The organism is Bradyrhizobium aeschynomenes, assembly GCF_013178945.1.
GTDB classification, from domain to species: domain Bacteria; phylum Pseudomonadota; class Alphaproteobacteria; order Rhizobiales; family Xanthobacteraceae; genus Bradyrhizobium; species Bradyrhizobium aeschynomenes.
In genome coordinates this window covers 308,374-333,610 of the sequence record NZ_JABFDM010000002.1, presented here as the reverse complement: position 1 = coordinate 333,610, position 25,237 = coordinate 308,374, and the positions used below count along the sequence as shown (strand labels likewise).

21 protein-coding genes are annotated in these 25,237 nt (G+C 65.9%); 11 read left to right on the top strand and 10 right to left on the bottom strand.

The features are described from left to right. Positions 1–6: 6 nt before the first annotated feature. Together groL and groES are read right to left on the bottom strand one after the other, a co-directional pair. A complete protein-coding gene (groL, locus tag HL666_RS06160; RefSeq protein ID WP_172113841.1) occupies positions 7–1,647 on the bottom strand; it encodes a chaperonin GroEL in 1,641 nt (546 codons plus the stop codon). Between the two features lie 158 nt (positions 1,648–1,805). Continuing rightward, positions 1,806–2,120, bottom strand: a complete 315-nt coding sequence (gene groES, locus HL666_RS06155) for a co-chaperone GroES (RefSeq protein ID WP_008966485.1) — start codon at positions 2,118–2,120, stop codon at positions 1,806–1,808. A 379-nt stretch (positions 2,121–2,499) separates the two neighbouring features. Between groES and HL666_RS06150 the strand changes: the two genes are divergently transcribed. The 3 genes from HL666_RS06150 (at position 2,500) to HL666_RS06140 (ending at position 5,846) form a co-directional block, all read left to right on the top strand. Beyond that, entirely contained in the window at positions 2,500–2,784 is a 285-nt protein-coding gene (locus HL666_RS06150; RefSeq protein WP_172130948.1) for an usg protein, read from the top strand. A 210-nt stretch (positions 2,785–2,994) separates the two neighbouring features. Continuing rightward, complete coding sequence (locus tag HL666_RS06145) at positions 2,995–3,612, top strand: cupin domain-containing protein (RefSeq protein ID WP_172130947.1); 618 nt, start codon at positions 2,995–2,997, stop codon at positions 3,610–3,612. Between the two features lie 206 nt (positions 3,613–3,818). Continuing rightward, positions 3,819–5,846, top strand: coding sequence for an acyltransferase family protein (locus HL666_RS06140; protein ID WP_172180413.1), 2,028 nt, complete (start codon positions 3,819–3,821; stop codon positions 5,844–5,846). On the opposite strand, the gene HL666_RS06135 is transcribed toward HL666_RS06140, so the two are convergent. Continuing rightward, positions 5,784–7,034 carry a NupC/NupG family nucleoside CNT transporter gene (locus tag HL666_RS06135; protein ID WP_172180411.1) on the bottom strand — a complete coding sequence of 417 codons (1,251 nt, stop codon included), beginning with the start codon at positions 7,032–7,034 and terminating at the stop codon, positions 5,784–5,786. The genes HL666_RS06140 and HL666_RS06135 overlap by 63 nt on opposite strands. Before the next feature lie 118 nt (positions 7,035–7,152). On the opposite strand from HL666_RS06135, the gene HL666_RS06130 reads away from it, so the two are divergent. Further along, the gene (locus tag HL666_RS06130) at positions 7,153–8,379 is read left to right on the top strand and encodes an MFS transporter (protein WP_172180409.1); all 1,227 of its coding nucleotides are present in this window, start codon (positions 7,153–7,155) and stop codon (positions 8,377–8,379) included. A gap of 234 nt (positions 8,380–8,613) precedes the next feature. On the opposite strand, the gene HL666_RS06125 is transcribed toward HL666_RS06130, so the two are convergent. From HL666_RS06125 to HL666_RS06105, 5 genes are all read right to left on the bottom strand, one after another. Next, a complete protein-coding gene (locus tag HL666_RS06125) occupies positions 8,614–9,369 on the bottom strand; it encodes an SDR family oxidoreductase (RefSeq protein ID WP_172113847.1) in 756 nt (251 codons plus the stop codon). A gap of 45 nt (positions 9,370–9,414) precedes the next feature. Continuing rightward, entirely contained in the window at positions 9,415–10,173 is a 759-nt protein-coding gene (locus HL666_RS06120) for a proteasome-type protease (RefSeq protein ID WP_172113848.1), read from the bottom strand. 240 nt (positions 10,174–10,413) lie between these two features. Next, positions 10,414–11,265, bottom strand: a complete 852-nt coding sequence (locus HL666_RS06115; RefSeq protein WP_172113849.1) for a transglutaminase family protein — start codon at positions 11,263–11,265, stop codon at positions 10,414–10,416. Between the two features lie 146 nt (positions 11,266–11,411). Further along, positions 11,412–12,356: an alpha-E domain-containing protein gene (locus HL666_RS06110; RefSeq protein ID WP_172113850.1), complete on the bottom strand. Its 945-nt coding sequence runs from the start codon at positions 12,354–12,356 to the stop codon at positions 11,412–11,414. Positions 12,357–12,693: 337 nt separating this feature from the next. Then, positions 12,694–14,112: a circularly permuted type 2 ATP-grasp protein gene (locus tag HL666_RS06105; protein WP_172113851.1), complete on the bottom strand. Its 1,419-nt coding sequence runs from the start codon at positions 14,110–14,112 to the stop codon at positions 12,694–12,696. A gap of 228 nt (positions 14,113–14,340) precedes the next feature. Between HL666_RS06105 and HL666_RS06100 the strand changes: the two genes are divergently transcribed. The 4 genes from HL666_RS06100 (at position 14,341) to HL666_RS06085 (ending at position 18,083) form a co-directional block, all read left to right on the top strand. Continuing rightward, positions 14,341–15,078, top strand: coding sequence for a competence/damage-inducible protein A (locus tag HL666_RS06100; RefSeq protein WP_172113852.1), 738 nt, complete (start codon positions 14,341–14,343; stop codon positions 15,076–15,078). 36 nt (positions 15,079–15,114) lie between these two features. Beyond that, positions 15,115–15,636, top strand: a complete 522-nt coding sequence (gene gpt, locus HL666_RS06095; protein ID WP_172113853.1) for a xanthine phosphoribosyltransferase — start codon at positions 15,115–15,117, stop codon at positions 15,634–15,636. A gap of 137 nt (positions 15,637–15,773) precedes the next feature. Beyond that, a complete protein-coding gene (locus HL666_RS06090) occupies positions 15,774–16,409 on the top strand; it encodes a hypothetical protein (protein WP_172180407.1) in 636 nt (211 codons plus the stop codon). Between the two features lie 159 nt (positions 16,410–16,568). Continuing rightward, positions 16,569–18,083 (top strand): glycoside hydrolase domain-containing protein, encoded by a 1,515-nt coding sequence (locus HL666_RS06085; protein ID WP_172180405.1) that lies wholly within the window; start codon positions 16,569–16,571, stop codon positions 18,081–18,083. A gap of 48 nt (positions 18,084–18,131) precedes the next feature. On the opposite strand, the gene HL666_RS06080 is transcribed toward HL666_RS06085, so the two are convergent. Together HL666_RS06080 and HL666_RS06075 are read right to left on the bottom strand one after the other, a co-directional pair. After that, positions 18,132–20,978 carry an autotransporter outer membrane beta-barrel domain-containing protein gene (locus HL666_RS06080; RefSeq protein WP_246741473.1) on the bottom strand — a complete coding sequence of 949 codons (2,847 nt, stop codon included), beginning with the start codon at positions 20,976–20,978 and terminating at the stop codon, positions 18,132–18,134. A gap of 400 nt (positions 20,979–21,378) precedes the next feature. Next, on the bottom strand, positions 21,379–22,401 hold the full coding sequence (locus tag HL666_RS06075) for a methionine synthase (protein ID WP_172180402.1): 1,023 nt from the start codon (positions 22,399–22,401) through the stop codon (positions 21,379–21,381). Between the two features lie 148 nt (positions 22,402–22,549). On the opposite strand from HL666_RS06075, the gene HL666_RS06070 reads away from it, so the two are divergent. From HL666_RS06070 to HL666_RS06060, 3 genes are all read left to right on the top strand, one after another. Then, the gene (locus tag HL666_RS06070) at positions 22,550–23,254 is read left to right on the top strand and encodes a glutathione binding-like protein (protein WP_172180400.1); all 705 of its coding nucleotides are present in this window, start codon (positions 22,550–22,552) and stop codon (positions 23,252–23,254) included. Positions 23,255–23,479: 225 nt separating this feature from the next. Continuing rightward, the gene (locus HL666_RS06065; RefSeq protein WP_172180398.1) at positions 23,480–24,085 is read left to right on the top strand and encodes a 2-hydroxychromene-2-carboxylate isomerase; all 606 of its coding nucleotides are present in this window, start codon (positions 23,480–23,482) and stop codon (positions 24,083–24,085) included. Next, on the top strand, positions 24,085–25,062 hold the full coding sequence (locus tag HL666_RS06060) for an NADPH:quinone oxidoreductase family protein (RefSeq protein ID WP_172180397.1): 978 nt from the start codon (positions 24,085–24,087) through the stop codon (positions 25,060–25,062). The genes HL666_RS06065 and HL666_RS06060 overlap by 1 nt, the downstream gene beginning before the upstream one ends. Positions 25,063–25,237 lie beyond the last annotated feature (175 nt).

Here is a 25,237-nt window from a genome sequence, read left to right as displayed (position 1 = left end):
CGGACCTTAGAAGTCCATGCCGCCCATGCCGCCGCCCGGAGGCATCGCGGGGCCGCCGGCGTTCTTCTTCGGCAGCTCGGCGACCATCGCCTCGGTGGTGATCAGCAGGCCGGCCACCGACGCTGCGTTCTGGATCGCGGCGCGCACGACCTTGGTCGGGTCGATGATGCCCTTGGACACCATGTTCACGTAGTCGCCGGTCTGCGAGTCGAAGCCGTACGCATACTGCTCCTTCTCGAGGATCTTGCCGACGATGACCGAACCGTCCTCGCCCGCGTTGATGGCGATCTGGCGGGCCGGAGCGGAGAGCGCCTTGCGGACGATCTCGACGCCGGTCTTCTGGTCCTCGTTCTTGGTGCGCAGGCCCTTGAGCTGCTCGGAGGCACGGAGCAGGGCGACGCCGCCGCCCGGCAGGATGCCTTCCTCGACAGCCGCGCGGGTCGCATGCATCGCGTCATCCACGCGATCCTTGCGCTCCTTGACCTCGACCTCGGTCGCGCCGCCGACGCGGATCACCGCGACGCCGCCCGCGAGCTTGGCCAGACGCTCCTGCAGCTTCTCACGGTCGTAGTCCGAGGTGGTCTCCTCGATCTGCGCCTTGATCTGCTGCACGCGCGCCTCGATGTCGGCCTTCTTGCCGGCACCGTTGACGATCGTGGTGTTCTCCTTGTCGATCATCACCTTCTTGGCGCGGCCGAGCATGGAGAGGTTGACGTTCTCGAGCTTGATGCCGAGGTCTTCCGAGATCGCCTGGCCGCCCGTCAGGATCGCGATGTCCTGCAGCATGGCCTTGCGGCGGTCGCCGAAGCCCGGCGCCTTGACGGCCGCGACCTTCAGGCCGCCGCGCAGACGGTTGACGACCAGGGTGGCCAGCGCCTCGCCCTCGACGTCCTCGGCGACGATCACCAGCGGCTTGCCGGTCTGCACCACGGCCTCGAGCAGCGGCAGCAGCTCGTTCAACGACGACAGCTTCTTCTCGTTGATCAGGATGTAGGCGTCATCCATCTCGACGCGCATCTTGTCGGCATTGGTGACAAAGTACGGAGAAATGTAGCCGCGATCGAACTGCATGCCCTCGACGACGTCGAGCTCGGTCTCGAGCGACTTCGCTTCCTCGACCGTGATCACGCCCTCGTTGCCGACCTTCTTCATGGCGTCGGCGAGGAACTTGCCGATCTCGGAGTCGCCGTTGGCGGAGATGGTGCCGACCTGGGCGATCTCGTCGTTCGACGTGACCTTCTTGGAGTTCTTGACGAGGTCCGCAACGACCGCCTCGACCGCGAGGTCGATGCCGCGCTTCAGATCCATCGGGTTCATGCCGGCGGCAACCGCCTTGGCGCCCTCGCGCACGATGGCCTGGGCCAACACGGTCGCGGTGGTGGTGCCGTCGCCAGCCGCGTCAGCGGACTTCGAGGCGACCTCGCGCACCATCTGCGCGCCCATGTTCTCGAACTTGTCGTCGAGCTCGATCTCCTTGGCGACGGTGACGCCGTCCTTGGTGATGCGTGGCGCGCCGAACGACTTGTCGAGGACGACGTTGCGGCCCTTCGGACCGAGCGTGACCTTCACGGCATTGGCGAGAATGTCCACGCCGCGCAGCATGCGGTCGCGGGCTTCGACGCCGAACTTTACGTCTTTCGCTGACATATTGGGTTTCCCTGAGTTGATCGAGGTCCCCGTCCTGAGGAGCCCGCCTTGGCAGATCGCGGCGGGCGTCTCGAAGGACGAGAGGAGGTTGGAGTTGAGGCCTCATCCTTCGAGACGCCGGCTCAAGCCGGCTCCTCAGGATGAGGGGCAACGGCGGCTTAGGCGGCCTTCTTCTTCGACGCGGTGTCGGTGAGCACGCCCATGATGTCGCTTTCCTTCATGATGAGCAGCTCCTGGCCGTCGATCTTGACCTCGGTGCCCGACCACTTGCCGAACAGCACGCGATCACCGACCTGGACGTCGAGCGGGACCAGCTTGCCGCTCTCGTCGCGGGCGCCCGGGCCCACCGCGATCACTTCGCCCTGCGAGGGCTTTTCCTTGGCCGAGTCGGGGATGATGATGCCGCCAGCGGTCTTCTCTTCGGCGTCGATGCGCTTGACCACGACGCGGTCGTGAAGCGGACGGAAAGCCATACAGTCCTCCTAAGCTATTGAGGCGATTGTCAGTTTCTGAAAATTTGGCAGTCGGCGCCGGCGAGTGCCAGCACGCGGGCTGGATTTAGGGGAGAGTTCTATGCCGGGCAAGGCCTTGTAGCAGAAAAATTAGCAGTCAACTGCGGCCTCTGCCAAAGCGTTCCGATAGCGTTAACGGCGCCGGAACAAAGCACGAAACACCGTATTAGCACCCGGGCTAAGTCGCTGCTAATGCAGCATATTTCAACAACCGGTTAAACATTTAAGCTTGAGATGGGTTGAGGACATGCGTCACATTTCGAAGCAGTGAGCGCATCTTTGCCGGGTGGCTCCATCCCGGTTGGCCACGCGGACATGCGCTCCAGAAACGGAGGTTGGCATGGTATCGAGGGTTGAGGTTTCCGAGGACTTTCGGAAACAGGTGCTGGGTTATGGGCTGACGACCGCGCAGATCCTGTATCGGATGCCGGACCATCGCTCGCTGCTGCAAACCTATGTCTGGCAGAACTACGACCTGTTTCCGAAATTCCCGGCGCTGCAGGACTTCCTGGCGTTCTGGCAGGAGAAGATCGAGGGCCCGCTGCACTCGGTGACAGTGGCGCATTCGAAGCTGATCAAGCCGGCCGAGCTGCGCGCGGTCGACGGTGTGTTCGTGCTGCATTGAGCGGAAGGGCGCCGCAGTCGCTCCACCACCGGTGTCATTCCGGGGCGCGCATCAGCGCGAGCCCGGAATCCATCGGGCGGCACAACGCGCGGAGGCATGGATTCCGGGCTCGTGCTTCGCACGCCCCGGAATGACGACCTTTGTTGGAGAAGCTGCTGAGGTTCGACAACATGTGCTAGCCTTGCATCGAGGACTCGCAGGGAGAGCACCATGGCCAGCAAGAGCCGCACCACCAAGCCCGTCTCACGCGCCGCCGCCAAGGCCGCAGCGCTGAAGACCAGCAAGAGCAGCAAGGCGGCTGCGAAGACCTCCGCCAAAACCAGCGCAAAGACCATCGCCAAGACGCCCGGCAAGACGCCCGCCAGGCCGGGCAGGGCGGCCGCGCCGTCCGCGCGCAAGGCGCTCGTGAGCAAGGGGCGGCCGGCGCCGGCGCCGCGGCGGCCGAAGCAGAAGGTCGCGATCTCTCACCACCGCGAGGAGGACTTCAAGGCCGATGGCCTGCGTGCCTATGCGCATTATCGCGATCTCGGCATCGCCGCCGCGACCCACGGTTTGGCGCGCGCGCATGTCATTCGCATGCTGCCGCCGTGCAATCCGCAGGAGGTCTCGAAGCTGCACACCCATGCGGTCGACTTCCAGATGGTCTACGTGCTCAAGGGCTGGGTGAAAAGCTACCTCGATGGCGTCGGCGAGACGCTGATGCAGGAGGGCAGCTGCTGGACCCAGCCGCCGAAGATCCGGCACATGATCCTCGACTATTCCGACGACGTCGAGCTGCTCGAAGTGATCCTGCCGGCCGACTTCAAAACCGTCGAACTTACGACGTAAAGGCGACAGAAACGGATGGAAACATTTCGCGCGCGATGGACGGCGGCCGTCGCGCGTGTGTGTTGACGTCCAGTCCCGCGTGATGGGGACGGATGGGCCGGCGACGGATGCGGAGCCGCGTTCGGCGCGGGCTTGTGTAAGGCGTATCCGTCCCGTTGCCCTCCTTCGTCGTTCAATACGCTCCCACGGCCAAGCGCGCGCCACGGATGCATGCGCCCGCGCAGCCCTGTGTTGCCGGCTCGTCCGCAGCGTCGGCTCCCGCTCATCGCGAGGATGTCGACTGGCTCCGCGCTATCGCGGTGCTTGCCGTCATAGGCTTCCACTTCGAGGCGCCGGCCATCTTCGGCGGCTTCGTCGGTGTCGACATCTTCTTCGTCATCTCCGGCTATCTGATCACCGGCATCATCACGGCCGAGATCGCCAAAGGGCAGTTCTCGTTTGCCAACTTCTATGAACGGCGCGTGCGGCGATTGCTGCCCGCGCTCTATGTCATGGTGGCGTTCGCAGCGATCCCGGCATTCTGGGACATGCTGAGCTCCGAGCGCGCCGAACTCTCCCGCTCGGCCATGGCCGTCGTCACCTTCACCTCGAACATCTTCTTCTGGCAGCAGTCCGGCTATTTCGACCATGCCGCGGTGGAGAAGCCGCTGCTGCACACCTGGTCGCTCGCCGTCGAAGAGCAGTTCTATCTCGTGCTTCCCGTGGTGATCTGGAGCGTGTTGCGGATCGCGCGCGGCCGCCGGCTGGCGCTTCCGATCACGCTGCTGGTCCTCGCGGCCGGCTCGTTCGCCCTCGGCCTGATGTTGATGCGATCCGGCGCGTCCGCGAGCGCCTTCTTCCTCAGCCCGCCGCGGGCATGGGAATTCCTGCTCGGCAGCCTCGTTGCCGTCTCAGGCCTGCCCGCACCGCGCCCCGGCGCGGCGCAACGTACGGCGCGCGGGCTGGCGCTGCTGCTGATGGCGGTGCCAGTCCTTGCGTTGCGGCCCGGCCCAGGCTTTCCCGGCCTCAATGCGCTGTCGCCCTGTCTCGGTGCGGCGCTGTTCCTGTGGAGCGGGACGGGAAGCGTTCAGGCGGCGCGCAGCCCGCTGGCTCCGCTGTCTGTGCTGGCCTTCTTCGGCCGCATCTCCTATTCGCTGTATTTGTGGCATTGGCCGGTGTTCGCCTTTGCGCGCTTTGCCAAGCCTGGACTCGCGCTCGATGGTTGGGAACGGGCGGCCTTGTTCGCGCTCACGGTCGCCGTCGCCACGCTGTCCTGGCGCTTCGTCGAGCAGCCGTTTCGCAGCCGCCGGCTCGCAGCCACGTCGCGCGCCGCGTTCGCTCTCGCCGCGCTGGCGAGCCTCGCGCTGCTCGCCGGGAGCGGTGCCGGGCTGTTACGCGCGGGCGTCGTCTCCGACGCCGACCGCGCGGCGCAGCGCCTCGATGCCTACAACAACTACGACATGAAGCCGGTCTATCGCTACGGCTCCTGCTTTACCACCCCTGACGGACGAATCCCGGAGGACTGCCTGCGCCAGATGGCCGGCAAGACCAATGTGCTGCTGTGGGGCGACAGCTTTGCCGCGCATTACTACCATGGCCTGAAGGCTCAGCTCGATCCGGACGCCGTCAACATCATGCAGGCCAGCCAGCCGACCTGCATGCCGACCTTCAGCGCGGAGACGCAGGGCGTCGCAGCCTGCCGTGCCCTCGCGAGCCAGATGCGCGACTATCTCGCGACGGCGCGGCCAGATCTCGTGGTGATGTCGGCGGACTGGCTGGAGGATGCACGCCCGCCGCGCTTCCAGAGCATGGTCCACGACCTCAAATCGACGCTTCATCGCCTGCATGATGCCGGCATTCCGGTGGTGCTGCTCGGCCCCTCCGTTCAATTCCGCGCGCGGCTGCCGTCCATGCTGGCGCGTGCGACGCTACGCGGCGTCACGCCTGATCCCGCGGCGTTTGTGCGATCCGATGTGTTTGCGCTGGACGCGGCAATGCAGGCGGCGCTGCCGAGCGGCGAGGGTTTTTCCTACGTCTCGATCCTGTCTGCCGTCTGCAAGGGCGACCATTGTCCGTTGACGGTCGGCGGCGTTCCGCTGTCCTTCGACCACGCGCATCTCACGGCCGAGGGCTCGGTGCACGTGATGGCCAAGATTGTGCCGCAGCTTCTGCCTGGCGCGAGCGAGTTCAGCTCAATTCAGCAAGCCGACGATCGCGCCCATCAGGCAGGTGGTGAGGGTGCCCGAGACGATTGACTTGAGGCCGAGCGCGTTGATCTCGTCGCGGCGTGTCGGCGCCATCGTGCCCAAGCCGCCGATCATGATGCCGAGGCTGGCGAAGTTGGCGAAGCCGCACATCGCATACAGCATGATCAGCCGCGCCCGCGGGTCGAGCGCGGCAGGGTCGAGCTTCGCCAGCTCGACATAGGCGATCAGCTCGTTGAGCACCGTCTTGGTCCCCATCAGACTGCCGGCGGTGACGGCCTGCGACCAGGGCAGGCCCATCAGCCAGCACACCGGCGCCATCAGGAGGCCGAGCAGCCGCTGCAGCGAGATGGCGGCGCCGCCGACGGCCGGCAGCAGCGACAGGATCGCGTTCGCAAGATAGACCAGCGCCACCAGCACCAGCAGCAGCGCGACGATGTTCATCAGGAGCTCCAGCCCGGCGCTGGTGCCCTTGACGATGGCGTCCATCGTCGAGGAGGCCTGCATGTCCGGATCGCCGAGCGCGCCGCCGGTGAGCTGCTTCGAGGTCTCCGGCACCATGATCTGGCTGATCAGGATCGAGGCGGGCGCGCCAAGCACCGAGGCGATGACAAAATGCGCGGCGGCGTCGGGAATGAGCGGCGCAAGCAGCGTCGCGTACAGCACCAGTACGGTGCCCGCGATACCGGCCATGCCGCCGGTCATGACCAGGAACAACTCGCTCCGCGTCATCTGCGCGAGATAGGGGCGGATGAACAGCGGCGCTTCGACCATGCCGAGAAAGACGTTGGCGGCGGTGGAGAGGCCGACGGCGCCGCCGACGCCGAGCGTCCGCTCGAGCAGCCAGGCCATGCCGCGCACCAGAGGCGGCAGCACGCGCCAGTAGAACAGCAGCGTCGTCAGCACGCTCATGACCAGCACGATCGGCAGCGCCTGGAAGGCGAGCACGAAATCGGCGCCGGGCGCCTTGAGGTCGAACGGCAGGGCGCCGCCGCCGACATAGCCGAACACGAACGAGGTGCCGGCGCGCGAAGCGGAGGCGATCGCGCCGACCGCGTCGTTTATGGTGCCGAAGGCGCGGGCGACGGTGGGGACCTTGAGCAGCACCAGCGCGGTGAGAATTGTCACCACCAGCCCGAGCGCGGTCTGCTTCAGCGACACCGCCCGCCGGTTCTCGCCGAGCGCCCATGCGATCGCGAGCAGCGCGACGATCCCGAACGCCGATTGCAGCTGAAGCATCAGATCCCCCGAACCCCACGGCATTATGAGCTGATGGAACAGCCCCGCGCAATGCCGTGCCGCCATGCGGGGCTCGCGATTGACAAGCAGTTGGGCCTGCGTCACGCAAGGCGCCATCATGTCCACCACCGCTCCGACCGGCGCGCAGGATCTCCTGAAGCAAGCCGCGTTCCTGTTCTTCCTGTCGTCACGCAGCCTGTCGCGGTTCGCGAGCCAGATCGCCGCGGTGGCGGTCGGCTGGCAGATCTACGATCTCACCGGGCGCGCCTTCGATCTCGGCATGGTCGGGCTGATCCAGTTCCTGCCGACGGCGCTGCTGGTATTCGTAGCCGGGAGCGCCGCCGATCGTTATCCGCGCAAGCGCGTGGTGCAGCTGTGCCAGCTCGCCGAGGCGATCACCGCGCTCTATTTGTGCTGGGGGGCGTATGCCGGCCAGCTCGCCGAGCTGCAGCTGTTCGCGGCCGTGTTCGTGCTCGGCATCGCCGGTGCGTTCGAGAGCCCGGCCACCGCCGCGCTGCTGCCGCTGATCGCGCCGTCGGGCACGCTGCAGCGGGCCAGTGCGCTGTCGAGCGGCGCGGCGCAGCTCGCCACCATCGCCGGCCCCGCCATCGGCGGCTTCGCCTATGCGGTCGCGCCTGGGCTGCCCTACGGCATCATGATGCTGTTCTGGCTCGGCGGCATGGCGCTGACCGGCCTGATGCAGGTGCCGGATGATGTGCCGGCCGAGCGGCTCGACGGCGGCAGTGCCGACCTGTTTGCCGGCGTCCGCTTCATCCGCGCCAATCCGGCCATTCTCGGCACCATCTCGCTCGATCTGTTTGCGGTGCTGCTCGGCGGCGTCACGGCGCTGCTGCCGATCTATGCGCGCGACATTCTGCAGACCGGGCCGTGGGGGCTCGGCGTGCTGCGCGCCGCGCCGGCCGTCGGCGCGCTGATGATGACGGCGGTGCTGGCGCGCTACACGATCCGTCGCCGCGTGGGACTGCGGATGTTTCAGGCGGTGATCGTGTTCGGCGCTGCGACCGTCGTGTTCGCCGTCTCGCATGTGATGTGGATCTCGGTGCTGGCGCTCGCCATCCTCGGCGCCGCCGACACGATCAGCGTCGTGATCCGCTTCTCGCTGGTGCAGCTCGCCACGCCGAACGAGATGCGCGGCCGCGTCGGCGCGGTGAACTTCCTGTTCATCAACGCCTCCAACCAGCTCGGCCAATTCGAGAGCGGCGTCACCGCCGCGCTGTTCGGCACCATGCCCGCCGCCATCCTCGGCGGTCTCGGGACGATTGCGATCGCGCTGGCGTGGATGAAGCTGTTTCCGACGCTCCGGAAGGTCGAGCGGCTGGAGTAGGGCCTTTCGCTCGCTCCGTCATGCGGGGACGCGCGCAAATCTTTCCGCCGTCATTCCGGGGCATCGCGCAGCGATGAGCCCGGAATCCATAGCCACGACAGGCTGTGAGGCGAAGACGATCGCCACTGCCATCTCGCGCCACATCACCGCTTGTGGCTATGGATTCCGGGCTCGCGCTACGCGCGCCCCGGAATGACGAGTGGATAGAGCAGGGGGGCGACCGCGATGAGCTCGTCAGCCCCGGCCCACGAACGGCATCTTGGTGGCCATCACGGTGATGAACAGCACGTTGGCGCTGAGCGGCAGGCCGGACATGTAGACCACGGCGTCGGCGACCGCCTTCACGTCCATGCGTGGTTCCGGCATCATGCGGCCGTCGGGCTGCAGCACGCCGCCGACCATGCGCTCGGTCATCGGCGTCTCGGCATTGCCGATGTCGATCTGGCCGACGGCGATGTCGTAGGCGCGGCCGTCGAGGTTGGACGCCTTCGTCAGGCCGGTGATGGCGTGCTTGGTGGAGGTGTAGGGCGAGGAGAACGGCCGCGGCGCATGCGCCGAGATCGAGCCGTTGTTGATGATGCGGCCGCCGCGCGGGCTCTGGTCCTTCATGATGCGGAAGGCGTGCTGCGTGCACAGGAACGGCGCGGTGAGGTTGGTCGCGACCACCGACTGCCACTGCTCCATGGTGAGGTCCTCGAACGGCACCGGCGGCGCGCCCATGCCGGCATTGTTGAAGAGAACGTCGAGCCGGCCATAGGTCGACTTGACCGTGTCGAACAGCGCCGCGATCGAGGCGGGGTCCATCATGTCGGCAGAGACCGGGAGGCTCATGCCGGCAGGTCCGAGCTTGGCGGTCTCCTCCAGCATCTCCTTGCGGCGGCCGGCCAGCACCACGGTGAAGCCTGCGTTCATCAGCGCCAGCGATGTGGCGCGGCCGACACCCGTGCCTGCGCCCGTCACCAGTGCGATCTTCTTTGCCGCTTCAGCCATGAGTCCTCACCTTCAGTGGTTTTGCAGTTCGCGTGATCTGCAGTTTCAGTGTTTTGATTCGCTTTGAGTCTTGTAGGGCGGCCTTGGAATGTTGTTATGCGCCGCGCGCAAGGCCGCCGACCAGCGCGAGCGGAGATCGTGAAAATAGGGCTCGCCGGCCTCGATCCGGTGATTGAGGTCGGCCTCGCAGGCTTCGGCGCGCACCACCAGCACGTCGATCGGCATGCCGACGCCGAGGTTCGAACGCATCGTCGAATCCATCGAGATCAGACCCGTCTTCAAGGCATCGTAGAGCTCGACGTCGTAGTGCATCGCGCGGTCGAGCACCGGCTTGCCGTATTTGTGCTCGCCGATCTGCAAATAGGGTGTGTCGGTGGTGCATTCGATGAAATTGCCGGCGGTGTAGACCATGAACAGCCGCATCCGCGAGCCCTTGATCTGGCCGCCGAACAGGAAGGACACGTCGAACGAGATATCCTCGGCCTTCAGCGCCGGCCCTTCGGTCGCGTGAACCATGCGGATCGCCTTGCCGATGCGCTGGGCTGCCTGGAACATGGTCGGCGCGTTCATCAGGGTCTCGACGTCGCCGGTCTCCGGGTCTTCGATGCCTTCGGTCAAGGTCGACAGCACGGACTGGCTGATGGCCAGATTGCCGGCGCTGGCGATCGCCAGGATGCGCTCGCCCGGATTGGAGAAGATGTGCAGCTTGCGGAAGGTCGAGACGTTGTCGAGACCGGCATTGGTTCGGGTGTCCGCGATCATGACGAGCCCGTCACGCACCAGAATTCCGCAGCAATACGTCATCGTCGTCCCCTCGAGCCAGAGCGCGAATTAGTAGCGAAAATCGGCGGCGCGTCCAACCCCGACGAGACGGCTGTGGCTCCAGCGAGCCGCTGCTCCACGATAAGTCGTCATTCCGGGGCGGCGCGCAGCGACGAGCCCGGAATCCATTGTCCCGCGTGTCCGTCGTCCGATGGATTCCGGGCTCGCCCTTCGGGCGCCCCGGAATGACACCGCTGGGAAGGCTGCGGCGCGTCCCGGAATTCAGGACTGGCGCTGCGACTGCGATTGCGACTGGCCGCCGCCGCGGCCGACCTGCTCGACCTTCACCTTCACGGTGAGCGTCTCGTGGCCGCCGCCGTAACGGGTGCCGCGCACCGGCGCTGCGCCGAGATAATCCAGCCCGAGCGCCACCCGCACATGCGCATCCGTCGTGCAGATGCAGTTGGCGGCGTCGAATCCGACCCAGCCGAGATCCGGAATGAAGGCCTCGGCCCAGGCGTGACCGGCTTCCTGGTGCACCGCACCATCGGAGCGCAGGAAGTGCCCGGAGACGAAGCGGGCCGGGATGCCGCCGGCCCGCGCGGAGGCGATGAAGATGTGCGCGTAATCCTGGCAGACGCCGCGCCGCAGATTGAATGCCTCCACGGCCGAGGTGCCGCTATGGGTCGGGTCCTCGTCGAAGGTCATGTGCTCGTAGACCTGCATCATCAGCGTGTGCAGGAAGCCGAGCACGTCGCTTTCCGACTCCGCGCGCAGGTCCCGCACGATGCCGGCCATGGCCGCATTGGCCGTGGTGAGCGGGGTCTGCCGGAGGAAGAAGCTCGGCGGAAACCGCTCGTCCGCGCCCTTCAGCACGCCGCCGGTGTCGTGCGTCTCCACCAGGCCTTCTGCCGTGATGGTGAGGTCCTCGAGCGGTCCGTGCGTGATGACGTGGGTGACGTTGCCGAACGCATCCTCATGCATGTCGAGACGTGAATCGGTCGACACGTCGATCTGCCATTCCGCCACATATTGGCCGTCATGGCTGCCGGGCGTCATCCGGATGATCTGGATGGCGCCGGTCGCCGCCGGCTCGTAGCGGTAGGTGGTGGAATGAGAGATACGCAGGCGCATGGCGGTCGATCGGTGTTGTGAGGTGGCTGTCCGCGGTAGCTCGTTTCACGGTCTCCCGAAAGGGCAGGCCGGCATTGGGCTGGATCGACCCTCGAATCGGGGCTCCGGGCGTGGTCTCGCGGCCACACTCCGCCGCGCCCCCATCGTCAGATCAGGTACTGTTTGGTGATGATCTCCCCCAGCCGCGAATTGTCCGAGATGAACTCCTGGATGAACTCGTGGACGCCGCGCTGGAAGATGTCGTCCATGTTGGAATGCTCGAGCCGGTTGCGGACGCCGCGGGCATGGCGCTGCGACGGACCCTGGCGGCCATAGGCCACGCCGATCTGGTCGAGATTGCGGACGAGATTGCCGTAGCAGCTGGCGAGCGAACGCGGCAGCGTGTCGTTGAGGATCAGGAGGTCCGCGATCAGCCAGGGTTTCAGCGTCTCGCGATACACCCAGTGATAGGCCGTCAGCGCCGACACCGAGCGCAGGATCGAGGTCCACTGATAGTAGTCGAGCGGGCCGCCGACATGCTCCTCCTCGGGAAGCAGCACGTGATATTTCACGTCGAGAATGCGCGCGGTGTTGTCGGCGCGCTCCAGATGCAGGCCGAGCCGCGAGAACCAGTAGGCGTCATTGCGCAGCATGGTGCGATAGGCCGAGCCGTCGAAGCGCAGCGAGGTCTCCTGCACGAAGCGCAGGAAGCGCGCCAGCTCCTCGCGGGTCTTCGTGCCCTTGCTCCAGACCTCCTGCAGTTCGATCCAGGAGCCGTTGATGGTGTCCCACATCTCCGAGGTCAGCGCCGTCCGCACCGAGCGCGCATTGAGCCGGGCGGCCTCGATGCAGTTCTTGATCGAGGACGGGTTCGACTGGTTGAACGAGAGATATTCGACGACGTTCTGCTCGTTGGCCTCGGAGTAGGCCTCATAGAAGCTGGCGCTGACGCCGGCGGTCAGCAGCGCCGATTCCCACTCGTTGGTCTTGCCGATATAGGCCGCGGGAAGCGCGGTGACGCGCAAGGTGGCGTCGATGGTGCGGGCGAGATACTCGGCGCGCTCGACATAGCGGGCAAGCCAGTACAGGTTTTCGGCGGTGCGCGACAGCATGGGCGGTTACGATCGGCTGCTTGGCATGTGCTTGCTAAGGCGGTGCGGAAATGCGCTGCGCGGCGAGATCAATGCAGACTCGTCGAGCGACGTCTTCGCCGCGGGCTCGGTGCACCCTCTCCCCTTGTGGGAGAGGGTGGCTTCGCGAAGCGAAGCCGGGTGAGGGGTCTCTATCCGCGCTTGCGCATGCCGAGAGAACCCCTCACCCGGCGCCGAGCTGACGCTCGTCGCCACCCTCTCCCACAAGGGGAGAGGGTGCACCGTCGTTGTCGCAAAATGTGTGTCCACACTCCGTCCTTCAGGAAGAGGGGACGCATGACCCCCAATGAAAACGCCTCTACTCATCCAGCACCCATGTGTCCTTGGTGCCGCCGCCCTGGCTGGAATTGACCACCAGCGAACCTTCCTTCAGCGCCACGCGGGTGAGGCCGCCGGGCACGATGGTGGTGCGGTCGCGTCCGGTCAGCACGAACGGCCTGAGGTCGACATGACGCGGCGCGAGTCCCGAGGTGACGCAGGTCGGACAGGTCGACAGCGCCAGCGTCGGCTGCGCGATGAAACCTTCTGGCTCGCGCTTCAGCTTGTCGCGGAACGCCTCGATCGTCGCCTTGGTCGCGGCCGGGCCAATCAGCATGCCGTAGCCGCCGGAGCCGTGCACTTCCTTGACGACGAGCTCGCCGAGATGGTCGAGCACGTAAGAGAGATCCTGCGGCTCGCGGCAGCGCCACGTCTGCACGTTTTTCAGGATCGGCTCCTCGCCCAGATAGAACTTCACGACATCGGGCATGTAGGAATAGATCGCCTTGTCGTCGGCAATGCCGGTGCCGACCGCATTGGCGAGCGTGACATTGCCGGCGACATAGGCCGACATCAGGCCGGGCACGCCGAGCGCCGAATCAGGGCGGAAGGTGAGGGGATCGAGGAAGTCGTCGTCGACGCGTCGATAGATCACGTCGACCCGCTTCAGCCCCTCCGTGGTCCGCATGAACACCTCGTCGTTCTTGACGATGAGGTCGCGGCCTTCGACCAGCTCGATGCCGAGCTTGTCGGCCAGGAACGAGTGCTCGTAATAGGCTGAATTGTAGATTCCGGGCGTCATCAGGGCGACGGTCGGCTCGGCGGAGGCGCTGAGCGGCGCGACCGAGCGCAAGCACGACAACAGCTCGTCCGGATAGCGCTCGACCGGCGCGACGCGGTGGCGCGCGAACAGGTCCGGAAACAGCCGCATCATGATCTCGCGGTTTTCCAGCATGTAGGACACGCCCGAGGGCGTGCGCGCATTGTCCTCCAGCACGATGAAGTCGTTGGCGTCGACGCGGACGATGTCGATCCCGGCGATGTGCACATAGACGTCGTGCGGCACGTCCTGGCCGTTCATCTCGGGCCGGAAGACCGGGTTCTGGAAGATCAGGTCATCCGGCACGACGTTGGCGCGCAGGATGTCGCGGCCGTGATAGATGTCGCGCAGGAACATGTTCAGCGCCTTGACGCGCTGCTTCAGCCCTTTCTCCAGGAGCGTCCATTCCTTGCCGGAGAGGATCCTCGGGATCACATCGAACGGGATCAGCCGCTCCTGCGCCTCCGCCTCGCCATAGACGGCGAAGGTGATGCCGATTCGCCGGAACAACAGCTCCGCCTCGTGACGGCGATATTCCAGCGCTTCCGGCGGCGTTTCCTTCAGCCACCGCGACAGCTCCTGATAAGCCTGACGAACGTCGCCGCCCGGCTCGTTCATTTCGTCGAACGCAACTGCCATAGATGCCCGTGTGTCCCAGCCTCGCCATACACTGCATGACTCCACGTGATGGTAGCAAGGGCCGGGCCAGCGAGATATGCATTCTCCTGCGGCATTTCGTGGGGGGCGCGGGAGTCGTGCCCGAAAAACCGGCTGCACGATGCTCAAATCCGCGGCATGGGCTGCGACGTTTCGGATGACTTTGGTGCCGGCTCGGGCCAAAAGAGACGCCAGATGCGAGGAGATACCATGAGCGACATCGTCACCGCGGGATTGCTGGTCATCGGCGACGAGATCCTGTCCGGGCGGACCAAGGACAAGAACATCGGCTTCATCGCCGAATACCTGACCAATCTGGGCATTGACCTCAAGGAGGTCCGGGTGGTCTCGGACGACGAGGGCGATATCATCGCTGCACTGGACGCGCTGCGGCACCGCTACACTTATGTGTTCACGACCGGCGGCATCGGGCCGACCCATGACGACATCACCGCGGACGCGATCGCCAAGGCCTTCGGCGTCGGCATCGACCACCACCCCGAGGTCGTGGCGCGCTTCCGCGAGCGCTGGAGCGAGCAGGAGCTGAATGAAGCCCGTCTGCGTATGGCACGCATCCCGGACGGTGCCGAGCTGATCCAGAGCGCCACGATCCTGGCGCCGGGCTTCAAGCTCGGCAACGTCATCGTCATGGCCGGCGTGCCCTCGATCATGCAGGCGATGATGGACATCGTCGCGCCGAAGCTAAAATCGGGCGTCCGCATGCTCTCGGAGACCGTCCGTGCCAATGCCCGCGAGGGCGACATCGGCGGCCCCCTGCGCGAGATCGCCAAGACGCATCCGGACACCATCATCGGCAGCTATCCCTTCATCGACGAGGACCAGAAGCCGAACACGCATCTCGTGGTGCGCTCGCGCGACCAGGACAAGCTGACGGCGGCGATGGCTGCGGTGAAGGAGATGCTCGCGGGGCTCAACGTCACGCGCTAAGCAGGTGTAACTTTCAGAGAGCCACGGACGAGAGCAATGGCGGACAAGACCTTGAGCGCAGAGGAACGGGCAGGCCGGGCCTTTCCGGTGTCCTGGGACCAGTTTCATCGCGATTGCCGGGCGTTGACCTGGCGGCTGAACGAGATCGGTCCGTTTCATGCCGTGGTGGCCATCACCCGCGGCGGATTGGTGCCGGCGGCGATCGTGGCGCGCGAGCTTGGCGTGCGCGTCATCGATACGATCTGCATCGCGAGCTATGATCACACCAAACAAGGCGAGCTGCAGGTCTTGAAGGGCATCTCGGCCGACACCGCGCAACTCGGCGGCGGCACCGGCAAGGGGCTCCTGATCGTCGATGATCTCGTCGACACCGGCAAGACCGGCCGCATGGTCCGCGAGATCCTGCCTGACGCCCATTTTGCCACCGTCTATGCCAAGCCCAAGGGGCGGCCGCTGGTCGACACCTTCATCACAGAGGTGTCGCAGGACACCTGGATCTTCTTTCCCTGGGACACCGCGCTGTCCTTCGCGCCGCCGCTGCGCGACGGAGCGGCGTGAAATCGACTCTCGCGGTCATTCCGGGGCACGCCCGCAGGGCGTGAGCCCGGAATCCATAACCACGATCGGGAGTGTGGATTCCGGGCTCGTCGCTGCGCGCCGCCCAGGAATGACGACGGAGAGAGCGGAGCGCCGCCATGCCGCTGCAGAACCGCGTCACCCCGACCGGCGACATCGTCGCCACGCCGCATCGCGGATTGTTCACCGGCAATCGCGGCATCATCCATGACCCCGCGACGAAGACGCTGTTGAGGAAGCGCTGGTCGAGCCCGGCCTGGCTGGTCTGCCTGTGCGACTTTCGCGGCAAGCACCGCGAGGTGATGGCGACGCAGAGCTGGACGGAGCTGTTCTTCCTCGACGAGGCCACCGCGCTCGCCGCTGGCCATCGTCCCTGCTTCTACTGCCGCCGCGACGATGCGAACCGGTTTCGCACCGCATGGGAGAGGGGAAATGACGCCCGTCATGTTCGCGCCGCCGACATCGACCGGGTGCTGCATCGCGAACGGCTCGATCGGAGGAAGAAGCGACTGCATCCGCTGCCGATGCTGTTGGCGGAGCTCCCTGACGGCACGATGGTGCAGTCCGGTCAGGAGAGCTTCCTGATCCTGCAAGGCCGGGCGCGGCCGTGGTCGTTCGCCGGCTATGGGGCGGAGCGCGAGCACGTCCCTGCACCGCAACTGCTGACGCCGCCCTCGACGGTGCGCGCGCTCCGTGCCGGCTATCGGCCGGTGCTGCGCGCCGGGCTGTCGGGGACGTTCGATCTAAATGGCTAGGTGGCGTCCATGAGATCCGCTGATCAAACTGCGTCTCGCAACTGCACTCTGTGAACGGCTTCACATTTCCACCCGTCCCGGTTGCGATAGCATCGCAACGCGTGATCCATCGCGATGCAAGCGATGAGACGTCACACGCGACAAACGGGAGAGCGTCACATGGCTTTCGTTGCGCTGGACACCAATCAGAACGCGACTCGCATGATTCCGTGCATGCTCTCGCAGAGCATCATCGCGATCGGCCGCTACTACACCCGCAACCGGTCCAACCCGAAGATCCTGAAGCCGGACGAGGCGCAGGCGCTCTCGGCGGCAGGAATCCGGATCTGGCCGGTCTATCAGATCCGTCACCGGCTTCGCGCCGATTTCAGCGCAGTCAAAGGCAAGAGCGAAGCGGAGGATGCGCTCGACTACGCGCGCCACGTCATCGGCCAGCCGGCGGGCTCGGCCATCTATTTCTCAGCAGATTTCGATGCGTCCGATGCCGACGTCAACATCGCCATCAGGCCGCACTTCGAGGCCATCAATGCCGCGTTCGCGGCCGCCGGCCGTCCCTACCGGATCGGCGTCTACAGTTCGGGCGCGGTGTGCAAGACCCTGCTGGATGCCGGTCTGGTGCAGCTGACCTGGCTGTCCCAATCGAGCGGCTTTCGTGGCACGGCCGAGTTCAAGGCATCGGGCCGCTGGAACATTCTTCAGGCCCTGCCGGTCCGGCGGTTCTGCAACTTCGACGACGACGTCGATCCGGATCGGTTCAATGTTGATCTGCCCGACTTCGGCGGCTTCCTGCTCGGTCAGGCGGCACAGCCGCAACCCGTCGCCGAAGCCGCAGCTCCCGTGATCGCGGTCGCAGCCGGTGCGGTCGCGGCTCAGCCGGACTTTCCCGCGGCTCCCCCATTTCCGGGTCAGCCCCTGCATCGCGGCCAGTTCGGCTCGGACGCGGTCAGGGTCGTGCAGGCCAGGCTCAAGGAGCTCGGCTTCGGTCAGCTGGTGACCGACGGCGATTTCGGCGAGGGCACCCAGAACGCCGTGTTCCACTTCCAGGCGCGCAACTCTACGCCCGGCGGCAAGCCGCTGCATATCACCGGCGAGGTCGATGCATCGACATGGGCGGCGCTGTTCGGACCTGGTGCGGTGTTCGATGCGGCCGCCTTCGACCGCAACACGCCGATGCGTGATCTGGTGATCGACATCGCCGCGTCCCAGATCGGCGTCGTCGAGCAGCCGCGCGGCACGAACCGCGGGCCGGAGGTCGACGTCTACATTCGCACTGCCGGCCTTGATCCTGCGACGGACAGCTTCCCGTGGTGCGCCTGTTTTCTCTATTGGGTGTTCAATCAGGCCGCCAGGGTCAAGGGGATCGAAAATCCGTTGCCCAAGACGGCGGGCGTTATCGCGCTCTGGACCATGGCGCGCCGGACCGACGCGCAGATCGTGCACAAATCCGAAGTCAGCGCGCAGACGGTCAAGCCCGGCATGATCTTCGCCCTCGACCTCGGCGGCGGCAAGGGCCATGCCGGCCTGGTCATCGACGTGGTCGGCGACCATGTCGTCACGATCGAGGGCAACACCAATCCGGGCGGCTCATCCGACGGTTTCGGAGTCTTTCGTCGAGACTCGCGGCCGTTGAGCAACAGCGTGCTGCTGGGCTATCTCGATTTCTGCGAGCCGTGAGCGGCACGGATCGCGCGCGTAACCCGGATGAGCGCAGCGACATCCGGGTTACCACGAATAGCGCACGACCGCCTTGCCGCCATAGCTTCGGGTGACGTTGGAGAATTCGCCTTCGAAGGTCCCAGCGGCCGACCAGCCGTTCATCCACTTCATCTCGGCCGATGCCGAGGTCAGCGCGGCGTCGCTGGCCTGCCGGGCTCCGTTGACGACGAAGGAGGCGCCGGGCAGGGCCTGGAACGTGGCGGAAATCGAACGGTCCGGATTGAAGTCATGCGCCCAGGCGACACGGCCGCGCAGCGTGAAGATGCCGTCGGTCAGGGCGTAGGACTTGTCGGTGCGCAGACCGAGCTCGCTGCGCGTCGCCGTGATGGTCCTGGCGCCATAGGTGAGCGCGAAGGTGTTGTTGCCGACGACGGCCCGCTCGGCATAGCCCGGCAGCGCGAAGGTGGTGAACTGAGCGGCCGCGTAGGGCGTGAGGCCGACGGTCGTCCAGGGGGTGACGAAGCGGTGGCCACCCTCGATCCGGCCCGAATAGGAGTTGGCGTTGAAATCGGCGCGCAGCTGATCGATCCCAGCCACGGTCACGGTCCGGTTCGTGGTGACGTCCTGCCAGCCATAGGCCAGGGCGCCTGTCACATAGCCTGCGCCGATATTGTGCCTGACGAAGCCGCCGGCCTGGAACAGATCCGACCTGCCGCCGCCGCCATTGAAGACGCTGAAGTTGGTGCCGCCCCCTGCCATCGCGAAGCCGGCGACGGTGTAGGGCGAGAAGCGATAGTCGGCTCCGACCGCGGTGGCGTAGAGGTTGCTGGTGGCGGTGTTGGAGCCGAGCGCGGCGTTGCCGTCGGTGGTCTGGGCTCCGCCGAAGGCGGCCGCCCACACGCTCCAGCCCGTCCTGGCGACGGGCGCGGGCGGCGCCTTGGTGTAGATCGCGGCCAGCGCGTCGTTCGGATTGCGCTTGGCCGCATAGGCCAGCGTTTCCTCCGCGTAGCCGATCGCGCCGTTGGGCGCAGCGCCCTGGTCGCCGCGACCGCCGACGAAGGGATCGGTCATGACGCCCATGAACTGCGTCATCGCATTGAACGTCGCCTGCTGACCGCCGGTGACGGTCTCGCCCGAGAGTTGCGTCAGTCCGGTGGGGGTCAGTCCGGTGAAGACGACGGGAATGCTGCCGTTCGTGGTGAAGTAGTTGCTCAGCGCCGTGTTGACGTTGACCTGGTTGGTGTTTCCCGCCACCACGGCGAGATCGAGGTTGAGGAAGACGTTGTTGGCGTCATAGCTCAAGGATGACGCGAAGCCGGCGGGCGCGCTGGTCGCCGTCACGGCGCTGAAGGTGCCGCTGACGCCGCCCGTCGCGGTCAGGATCGTGTATTTCTTCGCGACATAGGTTCCGGCGGCGTAGACCGCATTGACCGTGGCGCCGTTGAGGGTCGCGATGCCGGTCACGCTGGCGCGCGAGGCGGTCGTCGGATCGACCTGGACCAGGTAGATCGCGCCCGACTGGAACGCGAGGCTGCCGCTGACCGTCATCGTACTGGCGGCCGTCCCGTTGCCGGGCGCGAAGGTACCGCCAGCATTGATCTGGGTGCCCTTGACCGTGCCGACACCGGCCAGAGTGCCGCCGGAATTGACCGAGGTCAGGGCCGAATTGGCCGCCGTACCGTTCACCTCCAGCGTTCCGCCATTCACGACGGTGTTGCCGGTGTAGGTGTTGGCGGCCGTCAGCACCAGCTTGCCGGCGCCGGTCTTGATGAGGGCGGTGTTGACGCCGCCGGTGGTCAGGCCGGTGCCGCCGATCGTGTTGGCATAGGTGAGGGTGCCGCTCGAGACCGCGATATTGGCAGTGACGCCGCTGATGAAGATGCCGGCTCCCTGCGCGGCGCCGGCCGCTGCTGAAAACCCATTGATGGCGCTCGGTCCGATGCCAATGCCTGGCGTGCCGGCAGCACCACCGGTGACGGTGTTGCCCGAGATCGGCGAGTCGAGAATCGTGAGCGTGCCGCCGGTGGCAACGTAGACGGCGCCGCCATTGCCGGCGCCGCCGTTGCCGCCGGCGCCGCCATCGGAGCCGGGTCCGGGACCGCCCGCGCCGCTGGCGTTGGTGGCGCCGTCGCCGCCGGTGCCGCCATTGCCGCCATTGGCGTTGCCGGTGCCGCCGGGATTGTTGTTGGTGTAGGTGGTGCTGTTGGTGGTGCCGGAGCCGCCGCCGCCGCCGCCGCCGTCACCGACCGAGGGGCCCGCACTGCCGGCCGTGCCTTGCCCACCGGCATGTCCGCCGGTGCCGCCCGCGCCGCCGCCGCCGCTGGCGCCGCCATTGTTCGCGGCACCGCCGGTGCCGCCATTGCCGCCATTCACCGGGTCAGCCGCCGCGTTCTGCGCGCTGCCGCCATTGCCACCAGCGCCGCCGGTGGCGCTGTTGCTGGTGAAGGTCACTGCGGCAATCGTGACATTGGCGCCGCTGCCGACGAACAGGCCGCCGCCGGCCCCGAGGCCGCCACCACCGCCACCGCCGGAGCCGTAGGCCAGACCGCCGCTGTAGTAGCCGTTCTGACCGTTGGTGCCATTGCCGCCGATCGCCGCCATGTTGGTGATCGACAGGCTGGAGATGTTCACGGTCGGCGCATTGGCACCATTGACGACGATGCCCTGGAAGGAAGAGGCGCCGTTGATCGTCTGGCCGTTGCCGGTGATGTTCACCGTGACGTTGGCGTTGGCGGCCTGCAGCTGCGCCAGCGAGCTCGACAGGGTGAAGCCGCTGGTGATGTTGATGGTGACCGTCGAGTTGGCGCCGGCGGCTGCGACCGCAGCAACGGCCGTATTCCAATCAGCCTGGTTGGCGACGTCGATCGCCAAGGCCTGGGTGCTCAGCATCGTTCCCGCGAGGAGGATCGACATGGCCAGAAAGCGACGCGCCTTTGACTTCGGCGCAGCAAACATCGTTCTCGCAAAGCAAGCCATTAAAGTCCCCAGCAATGAAGGCAGACGTCAGATCCGAACTGAACTAGGCGGGCAAAAATTTCGCGCCATACGTGTTGTTCGGAGATGAAATGTTAGGACACATGTTGTCAAGAACAGCAAAGACACACTGCGTCGTGAATGTTGTGTGATCGGTATTTAACTACCATGACGCGAGCCGTTCTGTAGGCCGGCTCGTCGCGTTGATGGCCGGATCCGCGTAAACCGACACAACGGTGCACAGCATGAGCCGCGACGTTGGGCGGTTCGCGCGGGGGACTCCTCTCAGAGGACCCCTTGTCCGGCGATTCGCGCGCGCCAATCGCCGGATGATGAGGCCTTACGCGAACCGCTGCCGCGCCAGCTTGGCGCCGGTGCCGAGCGCCATCAGCTTCGCCTCCGCGACGTCGCGCCGCATCGGGGCCATGCCGCAATTGGTGGTCGCGATGATGTTCTCTTTCGGCACCACCTTCATGACGTCCTCGAGCGTCCTGCAGACGTCCTCGGCGGTCTCGATCTCGTCGCTGGCGACGTCGATCACGCCGGCTTGCACGATCTTGTTCTTCAACAGCCCGAGCAGTTCGATCGGCACCTTCGAATTGCGGCACTCGACCGCGACCTGCTGAATGCTGCTGGCGTCAATGACCGGGAAGGTCTCCTCGTATTGCCGCCACTCGCTGCCGAGCGTCTCCTTCCAGTCGGTGTTGGCCTTGATGCCGTAGCCGTAGCAGATGTGGACCGCGGTCGGGCACGTCAGGCCTTCGGCGGCGCGCTCCAGCGCCTTGACGCCCCAGTCGCGCACCTCGTCCATGTAGACGTTGAAGGCGGGCTCATCGAACTGGATCATGTCGATGCCGTCGTCGTGCAGCGCCTTGGCCTCCTGGTTCAACAGCTCGGCGAAGGCGAACGCCATCTTGACGCGGTCGCCATAGTAGTTGTCGGCGATGGTGTCGATGATCGTCATCGGCCCCGGCAGCGTGAACTTCACGGCGCGTGTGGTGTGCGTGCGCGCGATCCGCGCCTCGTCGCCGTGGACGCGGCCCTTGAGCGACAGCGGCGCCACGACCTGCGGCACCATCGCCTTGTAGCGGTCCTTGCGGATGCCCATCTCGACCTTGTGCGCGAAGTCGATGCCCTCGACGCGCTCGAGAAAGCCGTGCACGAAATGCTGCCGCGACTGCTCGCCCTCGGTGAGGATGTCGATGCCGGAATCCTCCTGCAGCTTGAGTGCCAGGATGGTCGCATCGCGCTTGGCGCGGGCGAGCTCGTCGTCCTTCGACTTCCACGGCGCCCACAGCACGTTCGGCTCGGCCAGCCATTCCGGCTTCGGCAGCGAGCCTGCGATGGTCGATGGAAACAGCATGGTCGTATTCTCCGGCGTAGGGGCAGTCAGGCTTGAGCGCCTGTCTGCCATGGCTTAACTGTCAGGTACAGAAAGAACCAAGGCCGGCGCGCGTTCCGCAGCGCGGCATAATGGTCCGGACAGGATTGGGGAAGGACTAGGAAGAGGCATGATCGACCTCCATTATGCGCCGACGCCGAACGGCTGGAAGATCTCGATCATGCTCGAGGAACTCGGGCTGCCTTACACGGTCATTCCCGTCGACATCCGCGCTGGCGACCAGTTCAAGCCGGAGTTCCTCGCGGTCAGCCCGAACAACCGCATTCCGGCGATCGTCGACCATGCGCCCGCCGACGGCGGGGCGTCGTTCCCGGTGTTCGAGACCGGCGCGATTCTGATCTACCTCGCCGACAAGACCGGCCGTTTCCTGCCGCAGGAGATGCGGGCGCGCTCGCGTGTCGTCCAATGGGTCATGTGGCAGATGGCAGGCCTGGGACCGATGATGGGGCAGCACGGCCATTTCGCGCTGTATGCCGCGGAGAAGATCCCTTACGCGATCCAGCGCTACCGCGATGAGGTCGCGCGTCTCTTCCACGTGCTCGACGTCCAGCTCGGCAAGACTGGCGCCCATGTCGCCGGCGACGACTACACCATTGCCGATATGGCCTGCTTTCCCTGGATCATGACGCACAAGGCGCAAGGCTTTACGCTCGACGACTATCCGAACATCAAGCGCTGGTACGCAACCTTGCGCGCGCGGCCAAAGCTGCAGGCGGGGCTTGCGATCGGCAAGTTCGTCAAGGAGCCGTTCAACGACGAGACGCGCCACGTGATGTTCGGCGCACGGGCGAAGGAGATGACGGGGAGATCGTGAACGAGCTCTACCGCGCGTGCGAGAGCATGGCGAAAGACACCCAGTCCGTGTGCTGCAGCCCCTGGATTGCTTCGTCGCTCCGCTCCTCGCAATGACGGAGAGAGCGGCGTGCGCCAACTCCCAGTTCCGTCATTGCGAGCGAAGCGAAGCAATCCAGGGCCACGACCGACACCGTTAATTTCTGCGCGCGCGATGACGAACTCATCAAGACCTTGAGGAAACACGATGATCGAATTCTTCTTCGACTGCTCCAGCCCCTGGACCTATCTCGCCTTCCACAACATCCAGCCGCTCGCCCAGGAATTCGGCGTCGACATCGTCTGGCGTCCCATCCTCGTCGGCGGCATCTTCAACACGATCAATCCCAGCGTCTATGCGCAGCGTGAGAAGCCGGTGCCGGCCAAGGCGGCCTACATGCTGAAGGACCTCGGCGACTGGTCGCGTTCGGCCGGGCTCAAGATCAAGATGCCGCCTTCGGTGTTTCCGGTGAACAGCGTCAAGGCCATGCGCGGCTGCATCTGGCTCGGCAACGAGGCCATGGTGCCGTTCGCGCGGGCCGTGTTCGAGATCTATTGGGGCGAGGACCAGGACATCTCGCAGGATGCGGTGCTGATCGAAGTGTGCCGGCGTGTCGGCGTCGATGCGAAGGCGTTGTTCGACGGCATCGCGCAGCAGGGCATCAAGGATCAGCTGCGCATCAACACCGAGGAGGTCGTCAAGCGCGGCGGCTTCGGCTCTCCGACCATCTTCGTCGATGTCAACGACATGTATTTCGGCAACGACCGGCTGCCGTTGATCCGCGAAGCGCTGGCGAAGCGGAAGGCGGGCTGATGCCGCGGGCGATCGTCTGCCGCGAGCTCGGGCCGCCGGAGAAATTGCGGCTCGAAGAGCTGCCGCCGCGCGCACTGGGACAAAGCGAGGTGCGGGTGAAGATCCGGGCCGCCGGCATCAACTTCCCGGACATCCTGATGGCGGCTGGCGAGTATCAGCTGAAGCCGGAGCTGCCGTTCACACCTGGGGTGGAAGCCGCTGGCGACGTGACGGAGACCGGTGCCGCCGTGTCTGACCGCGTGGTTGGCGACAAGGTCATCGTGAAGATGCGCTTCGGGGCCTATGCCGAGGAGGCGGTGGTCGCGGCGAGTCAACTCACGCCGCTGCCCTCGACCTTCGACTATGCGGAGGGCGCGACCTATCTCGCCGGGCACGGCACCGCGCATCATGCGCTGGTCGATCGTGCCCAGCTCAAGCACGGCGAGATGCTGCTGGTGCATGGCGCCGGCGGCGGCGTCGGCCTTGCCGCAGTCGAGCTCGGCAAGCTGCTCGGTGCCACGGTGATCGCCGCGGCGTCATCCGAGGAGAAGCTTGCGGTCGCCCGTGCGCGCGGCGCCGATCATCTCGTGCTGTATGCGCGCGAGCCGTTCCGCGACGCGGTCAAGCGCATCACGGATGGACGCGGCGTCGATGTCGTGTTCGATCCGGTGGGCGGCGAGGTGTTCGAGAACAGCGTCCGCTGCATCGCCTGGGGCGCGCGGCTGCTGGTCATCGGCTTCACCGGCGGCATCGGACTGGCGCGTACCAACCTGATCCTGATGAAGGGCGCCAGCGTGCTCGGTGTTCGCGCGGGTGAGGCCGTGCGCAAGGATCCCGCGCTGGGCGAGCGCCGCATGGCCGCGCTGCTCGAGTTCGCCGAGCAGGGCAAGCTGCGGCCGAACGTGTCGCACCGGGTGCCGTTCGAGGACTATGCTGCAGCGATGCGGCTCCTGATCGACCGCAAGGCGATCGGCCGCGTGGCCCTGGTGATGGAGTGAGGCACTGAGGCTCCACACCCTCGGTGTCGTCCCGGCCTAGAGCCGGGACCCATACCGCGTGATCTATCTTGTGGCACCTTGAACGTCGTTCTTCGCCTAACAGCCGCTTGTGGTTATGGATCCCGGATCGGCGCGCGCGTGCCGCGCGCTTGTCCGGGACGACAGCGGAATATGT

What these genes read in the sequence shown, in the direction of transcription:
- groL (WP_172113841.1), bottom strand. Translation starts at nt 1,647, where the DNA reads ATGTCAGCGAAAGACGTAAAGTTCGGCGTCGAAGCCCGCGACCGCATG.
- groES (WP_008966485.1), bottom strand. Translation starts at nt 2,120, where the DNA reads ATGGCTTTCCGTCCGCTTCACGACCGCGTCGTGGTCAAGCGCATCGAC.
- HL666_RS06150 (WP_172130948.1), top strand. Translation starts at nt 2,500, where the DNA reads ATGGTATCGAGGGTTGAGGTTTCCGAGGACTTTCGGAAACAGGTGCTG.
- HL666_RS06145 (WP_172130947.1), top strand. Translation starts at nt 2,995, where the DNA reads ATGGCCAGCAAGAGCCGCACCACCAAGCCCGTCTCACGCGCCGCCGCC.
- HL666_RS06140 (WP_172180413.1), top strand. Translation starts at nt 3,819, where the DNA reads ATGCATGCGCCCGCGCAGCCCTGTGTTGCCGGCTCGTCCGCAGCGTCG.
- HL666_RS06135 (WP_172180411.1), bottom strand. Translation starts at nt 7,034, where the DNA reads ATGCTTCAGCTGCAATCGGCGTTCGGGATCGTCGCGCTGCTCGCGATC.
- HL666_RS06130 (WP_172180409.1), top strand. Translation starts at nt 7,153, where the DNA reads ATGTCCACCACCGCTCCGACCGGCGCGCAGGATCTCCTGAAGCAAGCC.
- HL666_RS06125 (WP_172113847.1), bottom strand. Translation starts at nt 9,369, where the DNA reads ATGGCTGAAGCGGCAAAGAAGATCGCACTGGTGACGGGCGCAGGCACG.
- HL666_RS06120 (WP_172113848.1), bottom strand. Translation starts at nt 10,173, where the DNA reads ATGACGTATTGCTGCGGAATTCTGGTGCGTGACGGGCTCGTCATGATC.
- HL666_RS06115 (WP_172113849.1), bottom strand. Translation starts at nt 11,265, where the DNA reads ATGCGCCTGCGTATCTCTCATTCCACCACCTACCGCTACGAGCCGGCG.
- HL666_RS06110 (WP_172113850.1), bottom strand. Translation starts at nt 12,356, where the DNA reads ATGCTGTCGCGCACCGCCGAAAACCTGTACTGGCTTGCCCGCTATGTC.
- HL666_RS06105 (WP_172113851.1), bottom strand. Translation starts at nt 14,112, where the DNA reads ATGGCAGTTGCGTTCGACGAAATGAACGAGCCGGGCGGCGACGTTCGT.
- HL666_RS06100 (WP_172113852.1), top strand. Translation starts at nt 14,341, where the DNA reads ATGAGCGACATCGTCACCGCGGGATTGCTGGTCATCGGCGACGAGATC.
- gpt (WP_172113853.1), top strand. Translation starts at nt 15,115, where the DNA reads ATGGCGGACAAGACCTTGAGCGCAGAGGAACGGGCAGGCCGGGCCTTT.
- HL666_RS06090 (WP_172180407.1), top strand. Translation starts at nt 15,774, where the DNA reads ATGCCGCTGCAGAACCGCGTCACCCCGACCGGCGACATCGTCGCCACG.
- HL666_RS06085 (WP_172180405.1), top strand. Translation starts at nt 16,569, where the DNA reads ATGGCTTTCGTTGCGCTGGACACCAATCAGAACGCGACTCGCATGATT.
- HL666_RS06080 (WP_246741473.1), bottom strand. Translation starts at nt 20,978, where the DNA reads ATGTCGATCCTCCTCGCGGGAACGATGCTGAGCACCCAGGCCTTGGCG.
- HL666_RS06075 (WP_172180402.1), bottom strand. Translation starts at nt 22,401, where the DNA reads ATGCTGTTTCCATCGACCATCGCAGGCTCGCTGCCGAAGCCGGAATGG.
- HL666_RS06070 (WP_172180400.1), top strand. Translation starts at nt 22,550, where the DNA reads ATGATCGACCTCCATTATGCGCCGACGCCGAACGGCTGGAAGATCTCG.
- HL666_RS06065 (WP_172180398.1), top strand. Translation starts at nt 23,480, where the DNA reads ATGATCGAATTCTTCTTCGACTGCTCCAGCCCCTGGACCTATCTCGCC.
- HL666_RS06060 (WP_172180397.1), top strand. Translation starts at nt 24,085, where the DNA reads ATGCCGCGGGCGATCGTCTGCCGCGAGCTCGGGCCGCCGGAGAAATTG.